Source organism: Streptomyces sp. NPDC004126, from assembly GCF_050275515.1.
Classification (GTDB): domain Bacteria; phylum Actinomycetota; class Actinomycetes; order Streptomycetales; family Streptomycetaceae; genus Streptomyces.
The window spans coordinates 101,233-119,312 of the sequence record NZ_JBNNPF010000020.1 but is presented as its reverse complement, the minus strand read 5'-3'; the positions used below and the strand labels follow the sequence as shown (position 1 = coordinate 119,312).

General features: G+C 72.0%; 18 protein-coding genes and 1 pseudogene. 14 read left to right on the top strand and 5 right to left on the bottom strand.

The window, feature by feature from the left end; all coding sequences use genetic code 11:
• The first annotated feature begins 67 nt into the window (after positions 1–67).
• Positions 68–853 carry a transglutaminase domain-containing protein gene (locus tag ACQKM2_RS20575; RefSeq protein WP_427711590.1) on the top strand — a complete coding sequence of 262 codons (786 nt, stop codon included), beginning with the start codon at positions 68–70 and terminating at the stop codon, positions 851–853.
• A gap of 600 nt (positions 854–1,453) precedes the next feature.
• Here the strand turns inward: ACQKM2_RS20575 and ACQKM2_RS20570 are convergent.
• The gene (locus tag ACQKM2_RS20570) at positions 1,454–2,002 is read right to left on the bottom strand and encodes a hypothetical protein (protein WP_427711588.1); all 549 of its coding nucleotides are present in this window, start codon (positions 2,000–2,002) and stop codon (positions 1,454–1,456) included.
• A 177-nt stretch (positions 2,003–2,179) separates the two neighbouring features.
• Between ACQKM2_RS20570 and ACQKM2_RS20565 the strand changes: the two genes are divergently transcribed.
• Positions 2,180–2,743: a nitroreductase family protein gene (locus tag ACQKM2_RS20565; RefSeq protein ID WP_427711586.1), complete on the top strand. Its 564-nt coding sequence runs from the start codon at positions 2,180–2,182 to the stop codon at positions 2,741–2,743.
• Positions 2,744–2,812: 69 nt separating this feature from the next.
• Positions 2,813–2,938, top strand: a pseudogene (locus ACQKM2_RS20560) (alpha/beta hydrolase); the annotation flags it as partial.
• Between the two features lie 34 nt (positions 2,939–2,972).
• Here ACQKM2_RS20560 and ACQKM2_RS20555 read toward each other — a convergent pair.
• Positions 2,973–3,497, bottom strand: coding sequence for a MarR family winged helix-turn-helix transcriptional regulator (locus ACQKM2_RS20555; protein ID WP_427711584.1), 525 nt, complete (start codon positions 3,495–3,497; stop codon positions 2,973–2,975).
• 52 nt (positions 3,498–3,549) lie between these two features.
• On the opposite strand from ACQKM2_RS20555, the gene ACQKM2_RS20550 reads away from it, so the two are divergent.
• Both ACQKM2_RS20550 and ACQKM2_RS20545 read left to right on the top strand, forming a co-directional pair.
• A complete protein-coding gene (locus ACQKM2_RS20550; RefSeq protein ID WP_427711663.1) occupies positions 3,550–4,455 on the top strand; it encodes a DMT family transporter in 906 nt (301 codons plus the stop codon).
• Between the two features lie 7 nt (positions 4,456–4,462).
• Complete coding sequence (locus tag ACQKM2_RS20545; protein WP_427711582.1) at positions 4,463–5,569, top strand: serine hydrolase domain-containing protein; 1,107 nt, start codon at positions 4,463–4,465, stop codon at positions 5,567–5,569.
• 124 nt (positions 5,570–5,693) lie between these two features.
• Here ACQKM2_RS20545 and ACQKM2_RS20540 read toward each other — a convergent pair whose 3' ends face one another.
• Positions 5,694–6,143 (bottom strand): hypothetical protein, encoded by a 450-nt coding sequence (locus tag ACQKM2_RS20540; RefSeq protein ID WP_427711580.1) that lies wholly within the window; start codon positions 6,141–6,143, stop codon positions 5,694–5,696.
• A 137-nt stretch (positions 6,144–6,280) separates the two neighbouring features.
• On the opposite strand from ACQKM2_RS20540, the gene ACQKM2_RS20535 reads away from it, so the two are divergent.
• The 5 genes from ACQKM2_RS20535 to ACQKM2_RS20515 all read left to right on the top strand — a co-directional run bounded on the left by ACQKM2_RS20535 (position 6,281) and on the right by ACQKM2_RS20515 (position 11,028).
• On the top strand, positions 6,281–7,045 hold the full coding sequence (locus ACQKM2_RS20535; RefSeq protein ID WP_427711578.1) for a fibronectin type III domain-containing protein: 765 nt from the start codon (positions 6,281–6,283) through the stop codon (positions 7,043–7,045).
• A gap of 519 nt (positions 7,046–7,564) precedes the next feature.
• Positions 7,565–8,056, top strand: coding sequence for a serine hydrolase (locus ACQKM2_RS20530; protein ID WP_427711661.1), 492 nt, complete (start codon positions 7,565–7,567; stop codon positions 8,054–8,056).
• Between the two features lie 85 nt (positions 8,057–8,141).
• Positions 8,142–8,996 carry an alpha/beta hydrolase gene (locus ACQKM2_RS20525; RefSeq protein WP_427711576.1) on the top strand — a complete coding sequence of 285 codons (855 nt, stop codon included), beginning with the start codon at positions 8,142–8,144 and terminating at the stop codon, positions 8,994–8,996.
• Positions 8,997–9,155: 159 nt separating this feature from the next.
• Positions 9,156–10,247 carry a polyprenyl synthetase family protein gene (locus ACQKM2_RS20520; protein ID WP_427711575.1) on the top strand — a complete coding sequence of 364 codons (1,092 nt, stop codon included), beginning with the start codon at positions 9,156–9,158 and terminating at the stop codon, positions 10,245–10,247.
• A gap of 61 nt (positions 10,248–10,308) precedes the next feature.
• Complete coding sequence (locus ACQKM2_RS20515) at positions 10,309–11,028, top strand: leucine-rich repeat domain-containing protein (RefSeq protein ID WP_427711573.1); 720 nt, start codon at positions 10,309–10,311, stop codon at positions 11,026–11,028.
• Here the strand turns inward: ACQKM2_RS20515 and ACQKM2_RS20510 are convergent.
• Both ACQKM2_RS20510 and ACQKM2_RS20505 read right to left on the bottom strand, forming a co-directional pair.
• Complete coding sequence (locus tag ACQKM2_RS20510) at positions 10,988–11,575, bottom strand: GNAT family N-acetyltransferase (protein WP_427711571.1); 588 nt, start codon at positions 11,573–11,575, stop codon at positions 10,988–10,990. The two genes, ACQKM2_RS20515 and ACQKM2_RS20510, sit on opposite strands and share 41 nt — an antisense overlap.
• Positions 11,576–12,072: 497 nt before the next feature.
• The gene (locus tag ACQKM2_RS20505; protein WP_427711569.1) at positions 12,073–12,531 is read right to left on the bottom strand and encodes a hypothetical protein; all 459 of its coding nucleotides are present in this window, start codon (positions 12,529–12,531) and stop codon (positions 12,073–12,075) included.
• An 83-nt stretch (positions 12,532–12,614) separates the two neighbouring features.
• Here ACQKM2_RS20505 and ACQKM2_RS20500 point away from each other — a divergent pair, with 83 nt between their 5' ends.
• The 4 genes from ACQKM2_RS20500 (at position 12,615) to ACQKM2_RS20485 (ending at position 17,924) form a co-directional block, all read left to right on the top strand.
• Positions 12,615–13,052 (top strand): hypothetical protein, encoded by a 438-nt coding sequence (locus ACQKM2_RS20500; protein WP_427711567.1) that lies wholly within the window; start codon positions 12,615–12,617, stop codon positions 13,050–13,052.
• Between the two features lie 69 nt (positions 13,053–13,121).
• A complete protein-coding gene (locus ACQKM2_RS20495) occupies positions 13,122–15,146 on the top strand; it encodes a transglycosylase domain-containing protein (protein WP_427711565.1) in 2,025 nt (674 codons plus the stop codon).
• A 154-nt stretch (positions 15,147–15,300) separates the two neighbouring features.
• The gene (locus ACQKM2_RS20490; RefSeq protein WP_427711563.1) at positions 15,301–16,866 is read left to right on the top strand and encodes an FAD-dependent oxidoreductase; all 1,566 of its coding nucleotides are present in this window, start codon (positions 15,301–15,303) and stop codon (positions 16,864–16,866) included.
• Positions 16,867–17,000: 134 nt separating this feature from the next.
• Positions 17,001–17,924, top strand: coding sequence for an aminoglycoside phosphotransferase family protein (locus ACQKM2_RS20485; protein ID WP_427711561.1), 924 nt, complete (start codon positions 17,001–17,003; stop codon positions 17,922–17,924).
• Positions 17,925–18,080: the final 156 nt, after the last annotated feature.

The window sequence follows — 18,080 nt, the reverse complement described above, 5'->3', positions numbered from 1 at the left end:
CGGGCCATTTTATTGAACGCGTTCAGTCGATGTGCCATGATGCGGTTCCCAGGAAAGGACGGCTGCCATGACGAGCTCGCTCCTGCGGCCCCGCGGCCGCATCCGCACGGCACCCGCCGCGACCGGGACCCCGGTAGCCGTCGGGGGCGGTACGGAACCGACCCGCATCCTCGACTGGCGCGACCCGCGCGTCACCGCCCTCGCCCGGACCCTCGAACTCCCCGCGGGCGCGGACCCGGTGGCATCCCTGCGCCGGGCCCACCGCTGGATCGCCACCTCGGTACGCCCGGTCTACTCCGTCCAGGACGAGCGGCCCGTGTCCCAGGTGCTGCGCCTGGGGCGCGGCTCGTGCAGTCAGCGGCTGGCCGTGCTGGAGGCCGTGGCCCGGGCGACGGGGACGGCCACGCGGGTGCGCGGGCTGGTCGTCGACGGGGCCTTCTGGTACCCGCGCTTCCCCCGGCTGCGCGCCCTCGTCCCCGACCAGGTGCTGCTGGTCTGGCCGGAGTTCCGCCTGCCGGAGTCCGCCGCGGAGCCGGGCGCGGCGCGGTGGCTGACGGTCTCGGAGCTCTTCGGCGCCCGCAGCGAACGCGGCGCCGCCCCGGGCGGCGGCTTCACCAACGCCGGCTCCGAGACCCTCTTCGAGGCGATAGCCCGTACGGCAGTCGACTGGGACGGCGCGGCGGCGCTCTGCCCGACGGGCGGGGCCCCCTGCGACCTGTCGGCGTACGTCCTGACGGACCTGGGCCACTTCGACTCGCGCGACGCCCTCTTCGCCCGTCACGGCCAGACCCTCTGCCCCCTGGCCCGCACGGTGGCGGAACCCGTCCTGGGCCGCCGCGCGGCCGGAGCGTAGGGCGCCGACGGCGCACCTCCCCTCCCCGCGCGGGTCTCGGTTCCCGGAGCCCGTGGCCCGTGGCCCCCGAACAGTTCGCGTCGCGTTCCCCGGCCCCCTCTCCGCGCCCTTTTCCGTGGCCCGTGCGGAGCCGGGGCGGAAGCATCCACGGTGTCGGCAGAACGTCCACGAGACAGGAGTGACCCGTGCTCGCTCGTACGCCACGCATCGCCATCGCCACGGCCGACCGCCTGAAGGGCTCCTCGGCCACCGCAGGGGCGGCGGCCGTACAGCTCGGCGTCGTCTACACGGACTCGAACTACGGCGGCTCGGCCCTCGTCTTGACAGGCGCGAGCGGCTGCCGGAGCGGCAACGGCCGGGACGCCCAGATCAACCTCGACGGCACCTGGAACAACTCCGTCAGCTCGCTGACCACCCAGTCCTGCCGGCTGGAGCTCTGGGACGCCCCCGACACCTCCGGCGTCCACCAGGAGTACCAGCAGTCGACCTCCTACGTCGGGGACGCGATGAACGACCGGGCGAGCTCCGTCGCCCTGCTGCAACCCCCGGCGGACACGGCGGCGCCCGGCCCGGACGGGCACCGGGCGCACGCCTTCGGGATCAGAGCCCCGCCTGCCCGTCGCGGCCGGGACGGCGGCCTCCGTACGACGCGGCCAGCGCGTCCGCGACGGCGTCCGCGTCCGCGTCGGCCACGTCCGCGGGGTACTCGGGCAGGAGGTCGTCCCAGACGGGCAGCCACGACCCGAAGAACTGCGCCTGTCCCTCGGGCCGGGCGAAGAACCACACGTGAAGGTGCGCGGCCCCGTCCCCGATGCGGTACACGTGGGCCCGGGAGACGTGCGGCAGCGCCTGGACGTGGCGGACGACGTGCGTGGTGAGCACGCCCAGTTCGGCGGCCAGCTCGTCGGGCAGATCGGCCATGTCGTAGTGGTCGCGCGGATACAGCATCAGCACGAGCGGCACGCCCACGCCCGGTATCCGGGCGAGCCGCCAGCGGTCGTCGAGCCAGATGCCCTCGTCGCGGGCGCGGCACTCGTCGCAGTCCGCCGGGTCCTCGCCGTGCCGCGGCGGCTCGGGCAGAACGGGCGGACGGAGCGGGGAGACGCGCAGGCCCTCCGCCTCGAAGGGGCTGATCTCCCAACCGGTCATCCTGGCCAACGGGAGCCGGAGCCCGTCATCCGCAGCCGCACGTGCGTGGTCGTAGAACTCATCGGGTCGCAAAGCCATGATCACCACACTAGCCGCGGGCTCCTCGGCACTTCCACCCCCGCAAAACGTGCGCCGCGGGCCGGAAATGGACGACCGGAACCCGTGGTTGTCCGTCACATGCCCCATGACCTTCGGCAAACCGAACAGATCCACGCCCTGCTGGCCGACCGGTTCAGCCCCCGCCGGTTCGACCGCTCCGCCGCCGTCGACGACCCCACCCTCCACCTGCTCCTCGAAGCCGCGAGATGGACGCCCTCGGCCGGCAACTCGCAGCCGTGGGGCTTCCTCCCGGTCAGGCCCGGCGAACCGGACCACGCACGGATACTGCCCCACCTCGCGCCCAGCTCCACCCGCTGGGCGAAGGACGCGGGGCTGCTCGTGGTCGCGCTGACCCGCCGGTACGTCGACGACACCGACCTGGTCTACTCCGAGTTCGCCGACTACGACCTCGGTCAGGCGGTGGCCCACCTGAGCATCCAGGCCCAGGCGATGGGACTGGCCACCCACCAGTTCCGGGCCTTCGACCTCGAAGCCCTGACCGCGGAGCTGCGCCCTCGACCCGGCTGGGCGATCGTGTCCATGGTCGCGGTCGGCAGGGCGGCCGAGGAACCCCCGGCGGTCCGCGAACGCCGCAGCACCGCCGACCTCCGCTCGGCGCCCTGGTCGACGCCGACGGCGTAGCCGCGCGCTCCCGCCCCGCGGGCCCCCTGGGCGTCGCCGGACCGCGGCGGTCGGCGGCGGTCAGCGGCGGAGGGCGGGCGCGTCCCCGTACCGCTGCACGTCCTGCTGCAGTGGGACGACGAGGCGAACGACCGGCGGGCGGCCCTGGACCTCTTCGACGCCTTCGGCTCCGAGGAGAAGTCCCTTTCTGCGTCCGGCACCTGAAGGGCGGGGACGGTGCGGAGGCCGGCTACGCGCCGCCGGGCGCCCGCGGATGATCCATGCGCGAGAGCCAGCCGGTGAGCAGCGTTTCGAGTGACGCGGCCTCGGCGGGCGTCAGCAGGTCCAGCAGGTGGCGTTCGTTGCGCATGTGGTCGGTGAACGCCTGGTCGATCAGCTCCCGCCCGGGGCCGGTCAGGGCGACGATCCGGCCGCGCTGGTCGTCGTCGGCCCGTCGGCGGGTGACGAGCCCGGCCCGCTCCAGGCGGTCGATCCTCTTCGTCATCGCGCCGGTGGTGACCATGGTGTGCGCGGCGAGCTCGCCCGGCGCCCGCTCATAGGGCTCCCCGGCGCGGCGCAAGGCGCACAGGACGTCGAACTCGCCCTCGCCGAGGCCGTAGCGGCCGTAGACGAGGGCGAGTTCCTCCGTGAGCCGGTCGGCCAGGCGGTGCAGCCGGCCGATCACGGCCTGCGGGCCGACGTCGAGGTCGGGGCGCTCGCGGCGCCAGTCGGCCTGGATGCGGGCCACGCGGTCCAGCGGTTCACCGTGTTCCATGCGCGACATCATATCTTCCCGGGAAGCTATATTGGCTTCCATGGAAGCGAATATGCGCTGGGTGGCACTGACGGCGATCGCGCCGGTGGCCTGGGGGACCAACTACTTCGTCACGCACGAGTTCCTGCCGGCCGACCGCCCGCTCCACGGGGCCGCCCTGCGGGCCCTGCCCGCAGGCCTCGTCCTGCTGGCCCTGTGCAGGCAGCGGCCGCGCGGCGCGTGGTGGTGGCGGTCGGCGGTGCTGGGGCTGCTCAACACGAGCGTGTTCTTCGTCCTCGTCTACGCCGCCTCCCAGCTGCTGCCGACCAGCGTCGCCGCGACCGTCATGGCCGTGTCCCCGATGACGATGATGCTCATCGCCTGGCCCCTGGTGTCCGAGCGGCCCCGCGCCGCCCACCTGACCGGCGCCGTGATCGGAGTCGGCGGGGTCTGCCTCATGCTGCTGACCGGTGCGGAGGAGGTGGGCGCGGCGGGGGTCCTCGCCTCGGCCGCCGCCGTGCTCGTGTCCTCCTTCGGCCACGTCCTGGCCAAACGGTGGGGTGCCGGCGCCGATGTGCTCGCCTCGACCGCCTGGCAGCTCGCCGCCGGGGGAGTGCTCCTCTTCCCGGTCGCGGCAGCCGTGGAGGGCCCCCCGCCCGCGCTCTCCGCGCCGACGCTCCTCGCGTTCGGCTACGTCGCCCTGATCGCCACGGCGCTGGCCTTCGCGGCCTGGTTCACCGGGCTGAAGCACCTGCCCGCGGGGACGGTCGCGCTGATCGGGCTGCTCAACCCCGTGACCGGCGTGCTGCTCGGCACGGCGGTCGCCGGAGAGGTGCTGACCGTCCGGCAACTGTGCGGACTGGGCCTGGTCCTGACCGGCGTCGTCCTCGGCCGACCCGGACGCGCCGCACGGGGGCCTCGCGCCCGGCCGGACGCCACGGGGGACGGTAGGGTGTCCACCGCTTCGGGCGGCGGATGAGGAGCGCATGGAACGCATGGAGCACACGGACCTTCAGGAGACGCTCGGCGAACTGGTCGCCTCCGGGCGGGAAACCGGGCTCCAGGTGGCCGCGTACCGGGGCGGGCGGCTGTTCGTGGAGGCGCACGCCGGGGTTCCCGGGCCGGGGACGCCCGTCCACGGCTTCTCGGTCGGCAAGGGGTGCACCGCGACCCTCGTGCACGTGCTCGCCGAACGCGGGCTGATCGAGTACGACGCCCCCGTCGCCCGCTACTGGCCCGCCTTCGCCGCGCACGGCAAGGCGGCCGTCACGGTCCGGCACGCCCTCACGCACACCGCCGGGATCCCCCAGCTGCCCCGGGCCCTCACGGCCGCCGAACTGTGCGACTGGGAGCACATGTGCGGGGTCGTCGCGGGACTGCGCCCGCTGTGGGAGCCGGGCACGGCCAGCGGCTACCACGGCTGGACCTACGGCTGGATCCTCGGGGAGACCGTCCGCCGGGCCACCGGACTCACCCCGGGGCAGGCCCTGCGCGAGTACGTCACCGAGCCCCTGGGGATCGCCGACGAGCTGTACTTCGGGCTGCCGGCCGACCGGCTGGCCCGGGTGGCACCGCTGGTGGAGGGCGGCTGGGAGGCGTACCTGGCCGGGCTGCCCTCCGAGGCCCCGTTCGTCCGCCTCGTCGCCCCCAACCGCAGCCTGTGGACCACCGCCGCCCTCGCCAACCGGCCCGGATACCTCATGGCCGACCTGCCCGCCTGCGCCACCACCACCGCCCGCGCCGCCGCCCGGATGTACGCGGCGCTCCTGGGCGAGGTGGACGGCGTACGGCTGCTCCCGCAGGCCCGGGTCGCCCAGGCCACGGCGGCCGCGGTGGACGGCCCGGACCGGATGCTGCTGCGCCGGCACGCCAAGGGGCTCGGCTACTTCCTCGGCCTGCCCCCGACGGGCGGCGACCCGACCGCCTTCGGCCACCACGGCAGCGGCGGCTCCATCGCCTTCGCCGACCCCCGGCGCGGCCTGTCCTTCGCCCTGACCCGCACCCGCCTCGTCCACCCCGCCGACACGACGGCCACCCGCCTCGCGGACGCGGTCCGCGCGGAGTCCGACGCGGTAGAGCGGCCCCGGGCCTGACCGCCCCGACCGAGTCGACCGCGTCGACCGCGAGCACCGAGCCGCATGCCGGTCCACGGATCCGCGACGCCTTCCGCGCCGCGGCCAGTGCTGGAAGCCGACCCTCCGGGGGCCGGCCCCGGACTCACACGCTGATCCAGCAGTACAGCCGGTGGCCGCGCGCGGCCGCCCTCTCCGCGAGGGCGGCGAGATCTTCCAGGAAGCCGGTGAGCTCCGTCAGGTCCGACTCGGCGTCGAAGACACCCGACGCGGACCACCCGCGGGCCACTTCGCCCAACCGCTCCGGGCCGACACGGGCGAGGGAGTCGCAGAAGGAACCGGTGAGTGACAGGGTGACGACTTCGCCGTCACCCACCGTCCCGACCAAGTGCCCGTGCCGAGGATCCGCCGTGACGGCACCGGCAGTTCGCCCGGTGACGAGCACCTCCGCGGGCAGCAGCCCGACCACCGGATCGATGCCCTTCACGACGAGCGAGTCGTAGCCCGTCCCGACCGGCTGTCCGTCCTCACGGTCGACGGCGCGAACGGCGTCCCCGTCATCGGCAGCGGCGTAGTAGCCGAAGAGTGCTCCCATGCGACCCATCATGGATCACCGCGGGATGCGGCGGATGCGGCCCGGTGGGACTCTGGAGGGATGGTGCTGCGTCGCGGCATCCCATGCCCTCACCGGGCCGCAGTGCCACCGCCACGGGGAGAACCGCGAGGTCTGAGATGAAGCGTGGACGTGCCGTGGGGGCCGCCGTACTGCTGGCCCCTGTCCTGTTCGTGGGCATGACGCAGCCCGCTGCGGCGCGCAACACCCACGCCGTGACGATCCGGGGAGTGCTCAATGTGCGCGACGCCGGCGGGCAGGTGAACGGCGGCAGCTACAGCGAGACGGTGAACCTCACCCACGACGCCCCGAGGGGCTCCTTCCGCTTCGAGCGGTGCGCGGGTGGGGAGACCAGAGGCCTGCTCATCGTCACGCTGCAGCTCAACAAGGACGAGACCGTCACCCCGCGAGGAACGCTCTACCTCTACGAAGAGTCGTCCTGCAACAACAACGACCTCGACGGAACGATGCGCACCGCTGCCAGACCGCTCGCCATGGACAAGGTCCGTACGCACCATCTGAGCGTGAAGAACGACGAGTTCCTGTCGGACGATTCCACCTCGGCGGACTTCTCGATCACGCACGAAGCGGCCGGAGTGGACGTCGGGCGGCCGAACGAGCCTTCGAACGTCGTTGCCACGGCGGTCCCGGTCGGCAACGAGAAGAGCGTCCGGGTGGACTGGGAGGACAACGCCAACAACGAAACGGGCTACGAGGTCCGCAACGCCACTCTCAACCAGAACTTCGGCGTCGGCGCCAACGTCAGGACCTTCTCGATCCCGCACCTCGACCCGAACCTCAGGTACTGCTTCCAGGTCCGCGCCGTCGGCGCCCAGGGTCCCTCAGACTGGACGCCCGTGGGCGAGAAGGTGGAGTGCGCGTGAGGCGCCCGGCGCGCGCCACCGGACCCTGATCCCGGCGGCAGCCGATCCGCGGTGGGCCCCCGCGGCCACGAAGCTTCTGCCGCTCAGCTTCCGCCTGCGTCACGGGTGGTGACGTCCCCACGACCGCCGGCCTGACAAGTGTGCCGCGGGGGTGGCCCGTTACGCCGGTGGTGCGGCAGGAACCCCCAGGGAGGCCGCCGTGGCGGATCACGCCCGCCGGCACCGGCACCGGCACCGCTTCCACCTGGACCAGGACGGGCACTCGATCACCGTGGTGTGGAGCGCCCGGCGAGGCCGTGCCGAGGTGCTGGTGGACGGCAAGGTGGTGGCAGCGGCCCGGACCCGCCGCACGGCGACGACCGAGCTGCGCGCGGAGACCGCCGACGGCGAAGGCACCACCCACCCGTTCACGGTCCGGCTCGGCCGCCCCGACATCCCCGGCGACGAGCCCCTGTGCGCCCTGGAAACCGGGCACAGGCTGTACCTCATGCCCCTGGTCCCGCTCACCCGTGACGAGTCCTGGCCCCCAGAGCCGACACCCCCGCCCCGCGACCCCCGCGTACTGCTGACGGCGCGACCCCCGGCGCCGACACCGCCTACGACATCGCCTCCCTCACCAAGGTCGTCGCCACCTGGCCCCTCGTCGGCCGAGCCGTCGACGCCGGACTCCTCGGCGGCGTCGCCGGTCACGCGGGAGTCTTCTCCACCGCCCGGGACCTCGCCCGCTACGCCGCCCACCTCGTCGACCCCGCCGGCCGCCTGTACGGCTGGCTCCGCACCTCCACGCGCCCGTTCGCCCCGATCGGGACCGGCCTCGACCGCGGCCTGTCCTGGATCTGCGCCCCCGGCGACGTGGCCTACCACCACGGCTTCACCGGCACCAGCCCCTACCTCGCCCCCACCGCGGGCCGCTACCTCGCCATCTGCACCAACGCGGTCTACCACGGCGAAGCGCGCCGCCGGATCGCTCCCCTGCGCGCCCTCGCCCTCAAGACCGTCACCGCCACCTGACAGGTGCGGAGACCACCCACCTTGATCATTTGCGGCCGAGCTCTGATGATCATGGTGTAGGACGTACCAGAAAGTGAGCAGACACATGCAACCGACGTTCGTACTGGTTCACGGAGCCTTCTCGAACTCCTTCTCCTTCGCACCGCTCCAAGCCGAGCTCGGCCTGCTGGGACACCGTTCGGTCGCGGTCGACCTGCCCGGCCACGGCTTCGAGGCCACGTTCACGCACGCCTACCAGACGCCCCAGGACCCCGAAGGCCTCGCCACCACGCCCGGTGCGATCAAGGGCGTCACCCTCGCCGACAACGCCGCACACCTCATCGGGATCCTCGAACGGGCCAAGCAGAACGGCCCGGTCATCCTCGTCTCCCACAGCCGCGGCGGCATCACGGCCACCGCTGCGGCCAACGCACGGCCGGACCTCATCGACCGCATCGTGTACGTCTCGGCCTGGTGCCCGGTCGACCTCGACGTCAACGACTACTACGCCGAGCCGGAGATGGCCTCGGTCGACGCAGCAGCCCTGGCCCTGGCGCTGGCCGGGAACCCCGCCGAACTCGGCCTGCTGCGCGTCAACTTCCGCACCGCGGATCCGGCCGCCCTCGCAGCCTTCAAGTCGGCCTTCTTCGCCGACGGCACCGACGAGGAGTTCCTGACCTTCCTGAACACCTTCCAGCCCGACGAGAACCTGGACGTCGGCACCTCCGCCGACCGTGCGCAGGCCGACACCTGGGGCAGCATCCCGAAGACCTACGTCCGCCTGGCCGACGACACGAGCCTGACGCCCGCCATGCAGGACCGGCTGATCCGCGAGGGCAACGCCCTGACACCGGACAACCCCTACGAGGTCCGGACCCTCGAAGGCAGCCACCTGAAATGGCTGGTGGCCCCGGCGGCCGCGGCCCGGGTCCTGGGTGACCTCGCCACGCCGACGCGGTAGCCGGCAGCGGGGGGAGGGGCCCCGAAGGCCGGACGTCCCTTCCCCCGGCGGCCGTTCCACCGGCGCGGCCGGCGGAGGAGACGACCGCCGCCCCGGGACCCACGGCCCGAACCGGCGGCCGGTCGACCCTCGCCGACGACGGCGTGCAAACCTGGGCCGGTGAATGAAGCCCTCTCCGCCGCCCTGCAGCGCGCGTCCCGTCACCAGAGCCGTTTCGAAGCGCGCTTCGCCGCCTACTTCGATTCCCTGACCGACCCCGCGGGCGGCAAGTTCGAGACCCCGCCGTACGGCACCTTCCCCTCCCGGGCGCTCGACCTGGTGCGCGACATGTCACTGCGCGGCGGCAAACGACTCCGTGTGGTCCTCCTGCACGAGGCGGCCGCGCTGGTGGCCGACGATGACGTCGCCGGCCTGGACGAAGCGGCCATCAGCATCGAACTGCTGCAGACCCACGGCCTGATCCACGACGACATCATCGACGACGCGCCCGTACGCCGCGGCGGCCCCTCCACCTACTACGCCTACCGCGACGAGTTCCCCGACCAGCCCGACACGGCCCTCGCGCTGGCACTCCTCGCCGGCGACCTCGCGGCCTTCCTGTCCCTGCGCGTACTGCTCACCAGCGGTCTGCCCGCCGACCGGGCCCTGGCCATGGCCGCCGTCCACGCCGACACGGGAGCCGCCACGATGACCGGCCAGATGATCGATCTGGAACGCGACTTCCATCCCGCCCCCGACATCGAGTTCCTGCACGCGGTCACCGAATTCAAGTCCACCCGCTACTCCGTACTCGCCCCGCTGCGCCTGGGCCTGCTCGCCGCAGGCAACGACCACACCCCGTACGACGCCGAACTCCGGCGCTACGCCACCGCATTGGGCATCGCCAACCAGATCCACGACGACTGGCTCGACCTGTTCGGCGATCCGGCAGCACTCGGCAAACCGGTCGGCTCCGACATCCGTTCGGGCCGCCGCAGCTACGCCCTCCGCGCCCTCACGGCCGTCTGCGACGACGCCGAGCGCAAGCTGCTGGACGAAGCCTCGGGAGACCCGGGCTGCGACGACGAAACCCTCGACCGCATACGCGCCATCGCGCGAGCGCACGGGGTCGACCGGCAGCTCCGGGCCGAGGCCCAGGACCACGCCCGCCGGGCCGAGGCCGAAGCCGCCACCTGGCGGGAGCGCTGGCGGCCGGAAGCCGTGGCATTCTTCGAGCACATGCCGGCCTGGAGCGTCACCCGCGACCGGTGACCGTTCTCGGCGGTGCTCGACGAGAATCGGAGCCCAGCCCGCTGATGAAGGGGAGACGGCCGTGAGGCACACACTGAACCTGTGGCGACAAGAGCTCGGAGAGGTGCCCGAGTCGGTCTGGCGACAGACCGAGCTCGGCGTGCTGATCCTCGCGGACAACGGGCTCACGGCCCTCTCACCGGACATCGGGCGGCTCCACCGGCTGACAACCCTGGACCTGGGCCACAACGCGCTGACGTCGGTGCCGGAGGAACTCGGCGAGCTGACCGAGCTCAGCGACTGCCTCTACCTCCACGACAACCGGCTGTCCCGGATCCCGGACTCCCTCGGAAAGCTGCACCGGTTGCGCTACCTCAACGTCGGCGAGAACCGACTCACCACCCTGCCGGAGACCATCGGCCGGATGAGCGGCCTCGTCGAGTTGAGGGCCCAGCACAACCGGCTCGTCACCCTGCCCGACTCCATCGGACGGCTTCGCGGCCTGCGTGAGCTGTGGCTCCGGGGCAACGCGATCGAGTACTTGCCGTCGTCCGCAGCAGACCTGCACGAACTGCGTCACCTGGACCTACGGGAGAACTCCCTGACCCAGGTACCGGATTCACTCGCCGGCCTCCCGAGGCTGCGCCAGATCGACCTGAGGAGCAACCACCTCGGCCGGCTGCCCGACTGGCTCACCCTGATGCCATCGCTGGAGAAGCTGGACCTGCGTTGGAACGGGGTCGATCCCTCCCTCCCGCTCATCAGCGAGCTGGAGCGGCTGGGTTGCCTCGTCCTGACCTGACAGCGACGAGCGCTGCCGACCCGTGCAGTTCCGCGAACTCGTGGGCGAGCATGCCCATCATCACGACGTCGCGATGCCGACCGGAGACGTACACCAGCTCACGCAGTCGGCCCTCCTCCACGAAACCGAGCCGACGATGGAGTGCGAGAGACGCTTCGTTGTGCGCGAAGATCCGTACTTGGCACTTGTGGTACCGGTGCTCCTGGAACATGAAACGAAGCAGCAGGACCGCGGCTTCCGTCGCGTAACCCTTGCGTCGATGTTCGGCACCGACCGTGATGCCGTACTCGAACCAGCCCGCCCGCGCATCGGCCTGGTGCGAGCCCACGGCCCCGACCGTCTCCCCCGTGTCGACGGCTTCGACGGCCAGATGGAAGCGGTCGCTGCCGGACTTGGCGGTCGCCTGCTCTGCGGTCCAGGCGCGGTATCCCTCTGCGGACCGGGGCGGACCGACCAGGTCCCCCAGCCCCTCCTCGTCCTCCGCGAAACGCATGAACGCAGGCCCGTCACCAGGCTCGATTCCGCGCAGACGCACGCGCTTGCCCACCCAAAACGATGTCATCCCCTATTTGATCATTCCGGGCCCCTCCGGTCCAGACCCTCCGGGCGTCACCTTGGCCTGTGACCTGCGCTTCCATGCGGCCACACCCTCCAGCCCGACGCTTTCGCGCCCGCTGCCGCGCTCCTTCCGAACGGCCCGCTCCCGGCTGCCCGGTCCGTTGCCTCGCCCACCACCGGGCCCCGCGAGCTGCGCCTCCTTCGCGTCCGGCCCCTCGGCCGAGCAGGACCGACCTGAGGTGCAGCACCTGGAAGGTCTACGGCAATCCGCACGAGGGCGCCTCGACCACCTGCACCGGCGGAGCCTTCACCGGATGGATCGACTGCCGGCGGTACGACAACGGTTACGTCTACCGCCACTACGGCAACCGCGCCCTGTCCGGCGGCACCTCCACCACATGGTGTGACACGAACGCCGAGGTGATCAGGTCAAGCGCAGTTCCCAGCTGACCTGTTCGGTACGCGGGCGCATGACGCCGATCGCGATCAGGTTCGGCGGCTCGCCGCGTTGCGGACACGGCGGGTGCGTCCGTGCTCCGCCAGCAGCCTGAGGGCGGCGGGCGAAGTGACGAGCTGGGTGAGCGCGGCCGTGCGCTGGAACCAGTCGGACGCGTTCAGCAGCTCCTCGTCGGTCCAGGGCTCGTCCAGCGCGATGGACCTGAGCAGATTCCACTCGCGCAGGCGGCGGGCGAGGAAGGCGCGCTCCCCGACGACCGTGGCCATCATCGATGCCCAGGCGGGGAACTGGGGGCTGGTCAGCTGCTCGGCCGCTCGGCGTTCGAGGTGATGGTTCACGGCGCTCTCGGCCATGACTGCGTCGTCGTCGCGAAGGACGGCGGCCAGCAGGTCGGCCTCTTCCACCCCCGCGACGCTGTCCAAGGCCCGCAGGTATCGGGCATGGCGCCGGTGCTCGGGGGGTTCGTCGTCTTCGTGGGAGCCGGTCATACGGCCATCACATCATGCCGCGCTGACCAGACCCGACGGGAACGAAAGGGAGGGCCGGCTGCGGTCAGCTCAGTAGGCCGTTCATGCTCGGCAGCTGTGCCCTGTCTCGCGCGGTCGTCGAGCAGTGCCTCGCGGACGGCACGGTGCGCCCCCTGACCTGGAATCCCCGCATCCCGGCCGACGCCGTCGCCCGGCTCGCCCGCCACCCCGAGGCCGAGATCCGCGAGTTGGCCGCAGCCCGCCCCGACCTGGGACCGGACCTGGTCGCGGAGCTGAGGGAGGACCCGGACGAGGACGTGCGGATGCGCGCACGCCTCCACCCCTTCCCCCGCACCTGGGCCGAGTACCGGGCGATCGACGCGGTCATCGGGCACGGCCCCGACTGCACTTGCCCGTTCACCGGGCCGGCCCCTCGACCGCTGCCTGAACGACGCCGCCTTGCCGTCGGGCGGTCACCGAGAGACGACGCCCCGTCATCTGTGAAGATTTCGCGAACGACCCAACCCGGGTATGCAAGGTGATCATCTTTTCGTCCGAATCCGCCGATACCCCCGAAGCGGCGGATCGCGACCGAGGAGATCCGCACCTCCATGAAGCTCCCCCGCCAACGCCGCACGAACCACAGCCATGACACCGACGGCCCGGAGCGGCGGCGGGATCTCCCGCGCGCCCGGCGCGCCGGGAGGCGCAGGGCGGGGAGCCGCAGGAGAGCCCTCCGGAAGGCCCGTCGTCCCCTCATCGACTTCCCCAGGCGCGGGCGGCGGGGCTGGCGGCGTTGGACACCCTCCTGGAAGCTGGCCTCCGGCCTGTTCCTGCTCTTCGCCGCCGGCCTCGCCGGCCTCTTCGCCGCCGTCTACGCACAGGTCGAGATCCCGGACCCACACGACTCCGCGAGCCGCCAGGGCACCGTGTACTACTGGGCGGACGGCAGCCGGATGGTGAGCGTCGGCGATGTGAACCGGCAGGACGTAAGGCTGTCCCAGGTGCCCGAATCCGTCCAGCGCGCCGTCATCGCCGCGGAGAACGCGGACTTCTACAGCGACTCGGGTGTCTCGGTGGCGGGCATCGGCCGCGCCGCCGTCAACATCGTCAAGGGCGAGGAAACCCAGGGCGGTTCGACGATCACCCAGCAGTACGTGAAGAACACCTACCTGAGCCAGCAGCAGACCGTCCAACGGAAGGTCAAGGAGCTCTTCCTCTCCCTGAAGGTCAGCAACCAGCGGCCCAAGACGGAGATCCTGGAGGGCTACCTCAACACCTCCTGGTTCGGACGGGACGCGTACGGCGTCCAGGCCGCCGCGTACGCGTACTACGGCATCCCCGCCAAGGACCTGAATCCCAGTCAGGGCGCGCTGCTCGCCGCCGTCCTCAAGGGCGCGGAGAGCTTCGACCCGTCACTCGGCGCCGACAACCACCGGCGCGCCGAGGACCGCTGGAAGTGGATCCTGGACCGGCAGGTCGACACGGGCTCGATGAGCGCCGGGGAACGCGCGAAGTACACGGACTTCCCCGAGCCGAAACCTCCTGTCAAGCCGACCAGCCAGGCCGGGCAGACGGGCTACCTCGTCGACATCGTCAACAAGTACCTCAAGAGCCGCGCCGGGATCACGGGCAAGGACCTGGCCGCCGGCGGGTACAGCATCCACACCACCTTCGAGAAGGACAAGGTGCAGGCGCTCGCCAAGGCCGTCGAACAGGTGCGCGCCGAGCGGCTGGATCCGAAGAAGCGGGCGGAGGACCAGGACGTTCAGGTCGGCGCCGCCTCCATACGAACCGGCGACGGAGCGGTCGTCGCGGTCTACGGCGGTTCCGACGCGATCGAGCACTTCACGAACAACGCGGACACCTCGGGGGTGCCCGCGGCCTCGGCGTTCAAGCCGTTCGTGTACGCAGCCGTTCTGGAGCAGGACCCGTCGAGCGGGAAACACCCCGCCGAGAGCGCCGCCCCGGACTCCCCGAAGCCCACGCCCACAGGGCCGGCGACGGCATCGGTGAACCTCCACGCGAGTCTCGTGAACTCGGACCACACACCGTTCGTGGAGAACGGCAAGAAGACCGGCCTGAAGAAGGTCAAGGAGCTCGCGGTCGCGTCGGGACTGCGCGAGGAGAGCATGGCCAAACTGGAGCCGACCTTCTCCATCGGCACCTCCACCCCCAGTGCCGTCCGGCTGGCCAGCGCCTATACGACCTTCGTCAACCAGGGCCGGGCCGTCGAACCCCACTCGGTGACCAAGGTCGTGCGGAACGACGTCGCGGTGGACGGCCTGGACCGGCCCCGACCGCGCCGCGCGATGAGCCCCGAGACGGCCGCCGCGGTCGGCGAGGCGCTCCGCCAGGTGAGCTGGAGCACCGTCGGACCGCCTCAGGACCAGCGGAACAAGCTGCCGTCCTGGGCCGGCAAGACCGGTCCGAACGACCGCATGAACTCGGCCTGGTTCATCGGCACGACGCCGGAACTGAGCACGTCGGTCGCGATGTTCCGCACGAAGCCGGACGTCCCGCAGCTGCTCCCCATGCAGGGCGTGGGCGGCCCGGACTCCGATCGGGGCAGCACCTTCCCCCCGCTGATCTGGAAGGCCTACAACGACGCGACGGCACCGGCGGGCCGCCCGTAACGGGCACACGCCTCCGTGCCCACGGCAATCCGCACCACCGGTCGCCTGTAGGCGGCCTGCCGGTGCTGTCGGTGGGATGTCGGTGGAGGCTGACACCGTTCGAGAAGTCCCGCCGGACGGCCGTCCGGCTGGGAGTTCGAGGAGGGGATCTCTCGTGCATGACGTGGTGATCGTGGGAGCCGGTCCGGTGGGCCTGGCCCTGGCTTGCGAGCTCGGCCTCGCGGGCTGTTCCGTACTGGTGCTCGAACGGGAGCCGGGACCCGGCTCCCCGTTACGGTCGGCCCCGCTCGGGAGGCGTGGGCTGTCCGCCGCATCGGTGGAGGCGTTCTACCGGCGCGGGTTGCTGGAACCGCTGCTGACGGCGTCCGGGGTCCAAGAGGTGTTCGGTGCGGCCCCGGAAGCGGGCGCGCCCACGGGGCCCCGGTTCGCCGGCCACTTCGCCGGCATGATGCTCGACGGGGACCGGGTCGACGTCGACGCCCTCCCGTTCCGGCTTCCCGGCCCGGTGTCCGAAGCCGTGATGACGGACCTCGAAGCGGTCGAGACGGTGCTGTCCGAGCAGGCGTCCAAGCTCGGCGTGGACATCAGGCGCGGCGTCACGGTCTCGGCCGTCCTCCAGAACGGGGAGAGCGTGGTCGCCCGGGCCGGCGACGCGGATGCGTACGAGGGACGCTGGCTGGTCGGCTGCGACGGCGGACGCAGTACGGTGCGCAGGCTCGCGGGCTTCGAATTCGTCGGCACCGAGCCGCAGTTCACCGGATACACCCTGCAGGCCACTCTCGCCGACCCCGACAGGCTGCGCCCCGGGTTCCACCTGACGCCCACGGGCATGTACCTCCGGATGCCCGCCGACGGGCACATCGCCATGACGGACTTCGACGGCGGCGCGTTCGACCGTTCACAGCCGCCGACCCCCGACCACCTCCAGGCGGTTCTGCGCCGCGTGTCCGGCACCGACGTGACGATCGAAGAGGTCCACATCGCCTCGACCTTCACCGATCGGGCGATGCAGACGACGTCCTACCGGCGAGGACGCGTCCTGCTCGCGGGCGACGCCGCCCACATCCACTCGCCCCTCGGCGGCCAGGGGCTGAACACCGGCATCGGCGACGCCGTGAACCTGGGATGGAAGCTCGCGGCGACCGTGCACGGGTACGCACCGGACGGACTCCTCGACACCTACGCCGACGAGCGCCATCCGATCGGTGCGGCGGTGCTCGACTGGTCGCGCGCCCAGGTGGCGACCATGAGGCCGGAACCGTACGCCCAGGCGATCCAGGCAGTGGTCCGCGAACTCATCGGGACCCGTGACGGAGCGACCTACGTGTTCGAGAGGCTGTCGGGATCGTGGATCCGGTACGACCTCGGCAGCGAGCATCCGCTGGTCGGCCGCAGCGCCCCTGACTTCCGCTTCGAGGACGGCACCCGCCTCGGCGACCTCCTGGAGGACGGACGGGGTGTCGTGCTCGAATTCGGCACCGCCCGGCGCCTGCACGCTTCCGCGACCGGCTGGCAGGGCCGGATACGGTACGTGCCCGGGAGGGTGGCGAACGACCTCGGGCTGGGTGCCGTGCTGGTGCGGCCGGACGGCGTGGTCGCCTGGGCGGGCGACCGTCACCCCGATCGCGAAGGGTTCGAACAGGCCCTTCACCGGTGGTTCGGCGCTCCGACCCCGGCCGGGCTCACCGGCGGATCCCACCCCGACCCCGGCCGAGGGTGACCGCCGGTCGGACATACCACCTCGAACACACCCCACAAGCGTGGAGATCCCGCACGGCCGCCCTCGGCCGGCGAAACCCCCTCGGGTTCCGCCGGCCGGGGGCGGGAAGACCACACCCCGAAGGAAAGCCCCCCATGACATCGCCGGAAGACATCGACGTCCCCGACGCCCTGATCACGTCGTACACGAAGAACGGCGGTGAGGCGGAACGGGCCTGGATCGCCGCCCTGCCCGCACAAGTAGCGGAGCTCCTCGACCGCTGGCGACTGGAACGGGACGGCCGCACCGGATCCGGCGAGGCCTCGCTGGTGGTGCCGGTGCGGCGCGAGGACGGCGCCAGGGCCGCACTGAAGCTCCAGATGCCCCGCGAGGAGACGACCGCCGCGCTGATCGGACTGCGGGCCTGGAAGGGCGACGGCATCGTGCGGCTGCTCGATCACGACCCGGCGAGCAGCGCCGTGCTGCTGGAGCGCCTGGACGCTTCGCGCACCCTCGCGTCCGTCGTCGACGACGACACGGCCATGGGCACCCTGGCCGGCCTGATGGCCCGGCTGCACGCCGTCCCGGCGCCCGCGGGCCTGCGCCGTCTCGACGACATCGCACGCGACATGCTGGCGGCAGTGCCTCAGGCCGTCGTCTCGCTGTCGGACCCGGACGACCGGAGGCGGCTGCACGCCTGGGCATCGGCCGTCGCCGAGCTCGCGGACGAACCCGGCGACCGGCTCCTGCACTGGGACCTGCACTACGGGAACGTGCTGGCCGCCGAGCGCGAACCATGGCTCGCCATCGACCCCGAACCCCTGGTCGGCGACCCGGGCTTCGACCTGTGGCCGGCCCTGGACACCGGCTGGGAGGAGATCCGGGCCACCGGGGACGCCCCACAAATGATGCGGCGCCGCTTCGACCTGCTGACCGAGGCACTGGAACTGGACCGCGAGCGCGCGGCCGGCTGGACCCTGGGCCGGCTCCTGCAGAACACGCTGTGGGACGTGGAGGACGGGCGCACCACCATCGCCCCCTCCCAGATCGCCGTGGCCGAGGCGCTCCCGCACCACTGAGCCCCCCACACGTTGTCAGTGGGCCCGCGTAGGGTCTGCCCATGGACGATCAGCGGTCGGCGTTCTCTCTGATGCACGACGAATCCACGGCCCGGGCGGTCGACCACCGCTACCCGGCAGCCGGCGACGCAGGCGGACGTGCTCCACGCCTGTCTG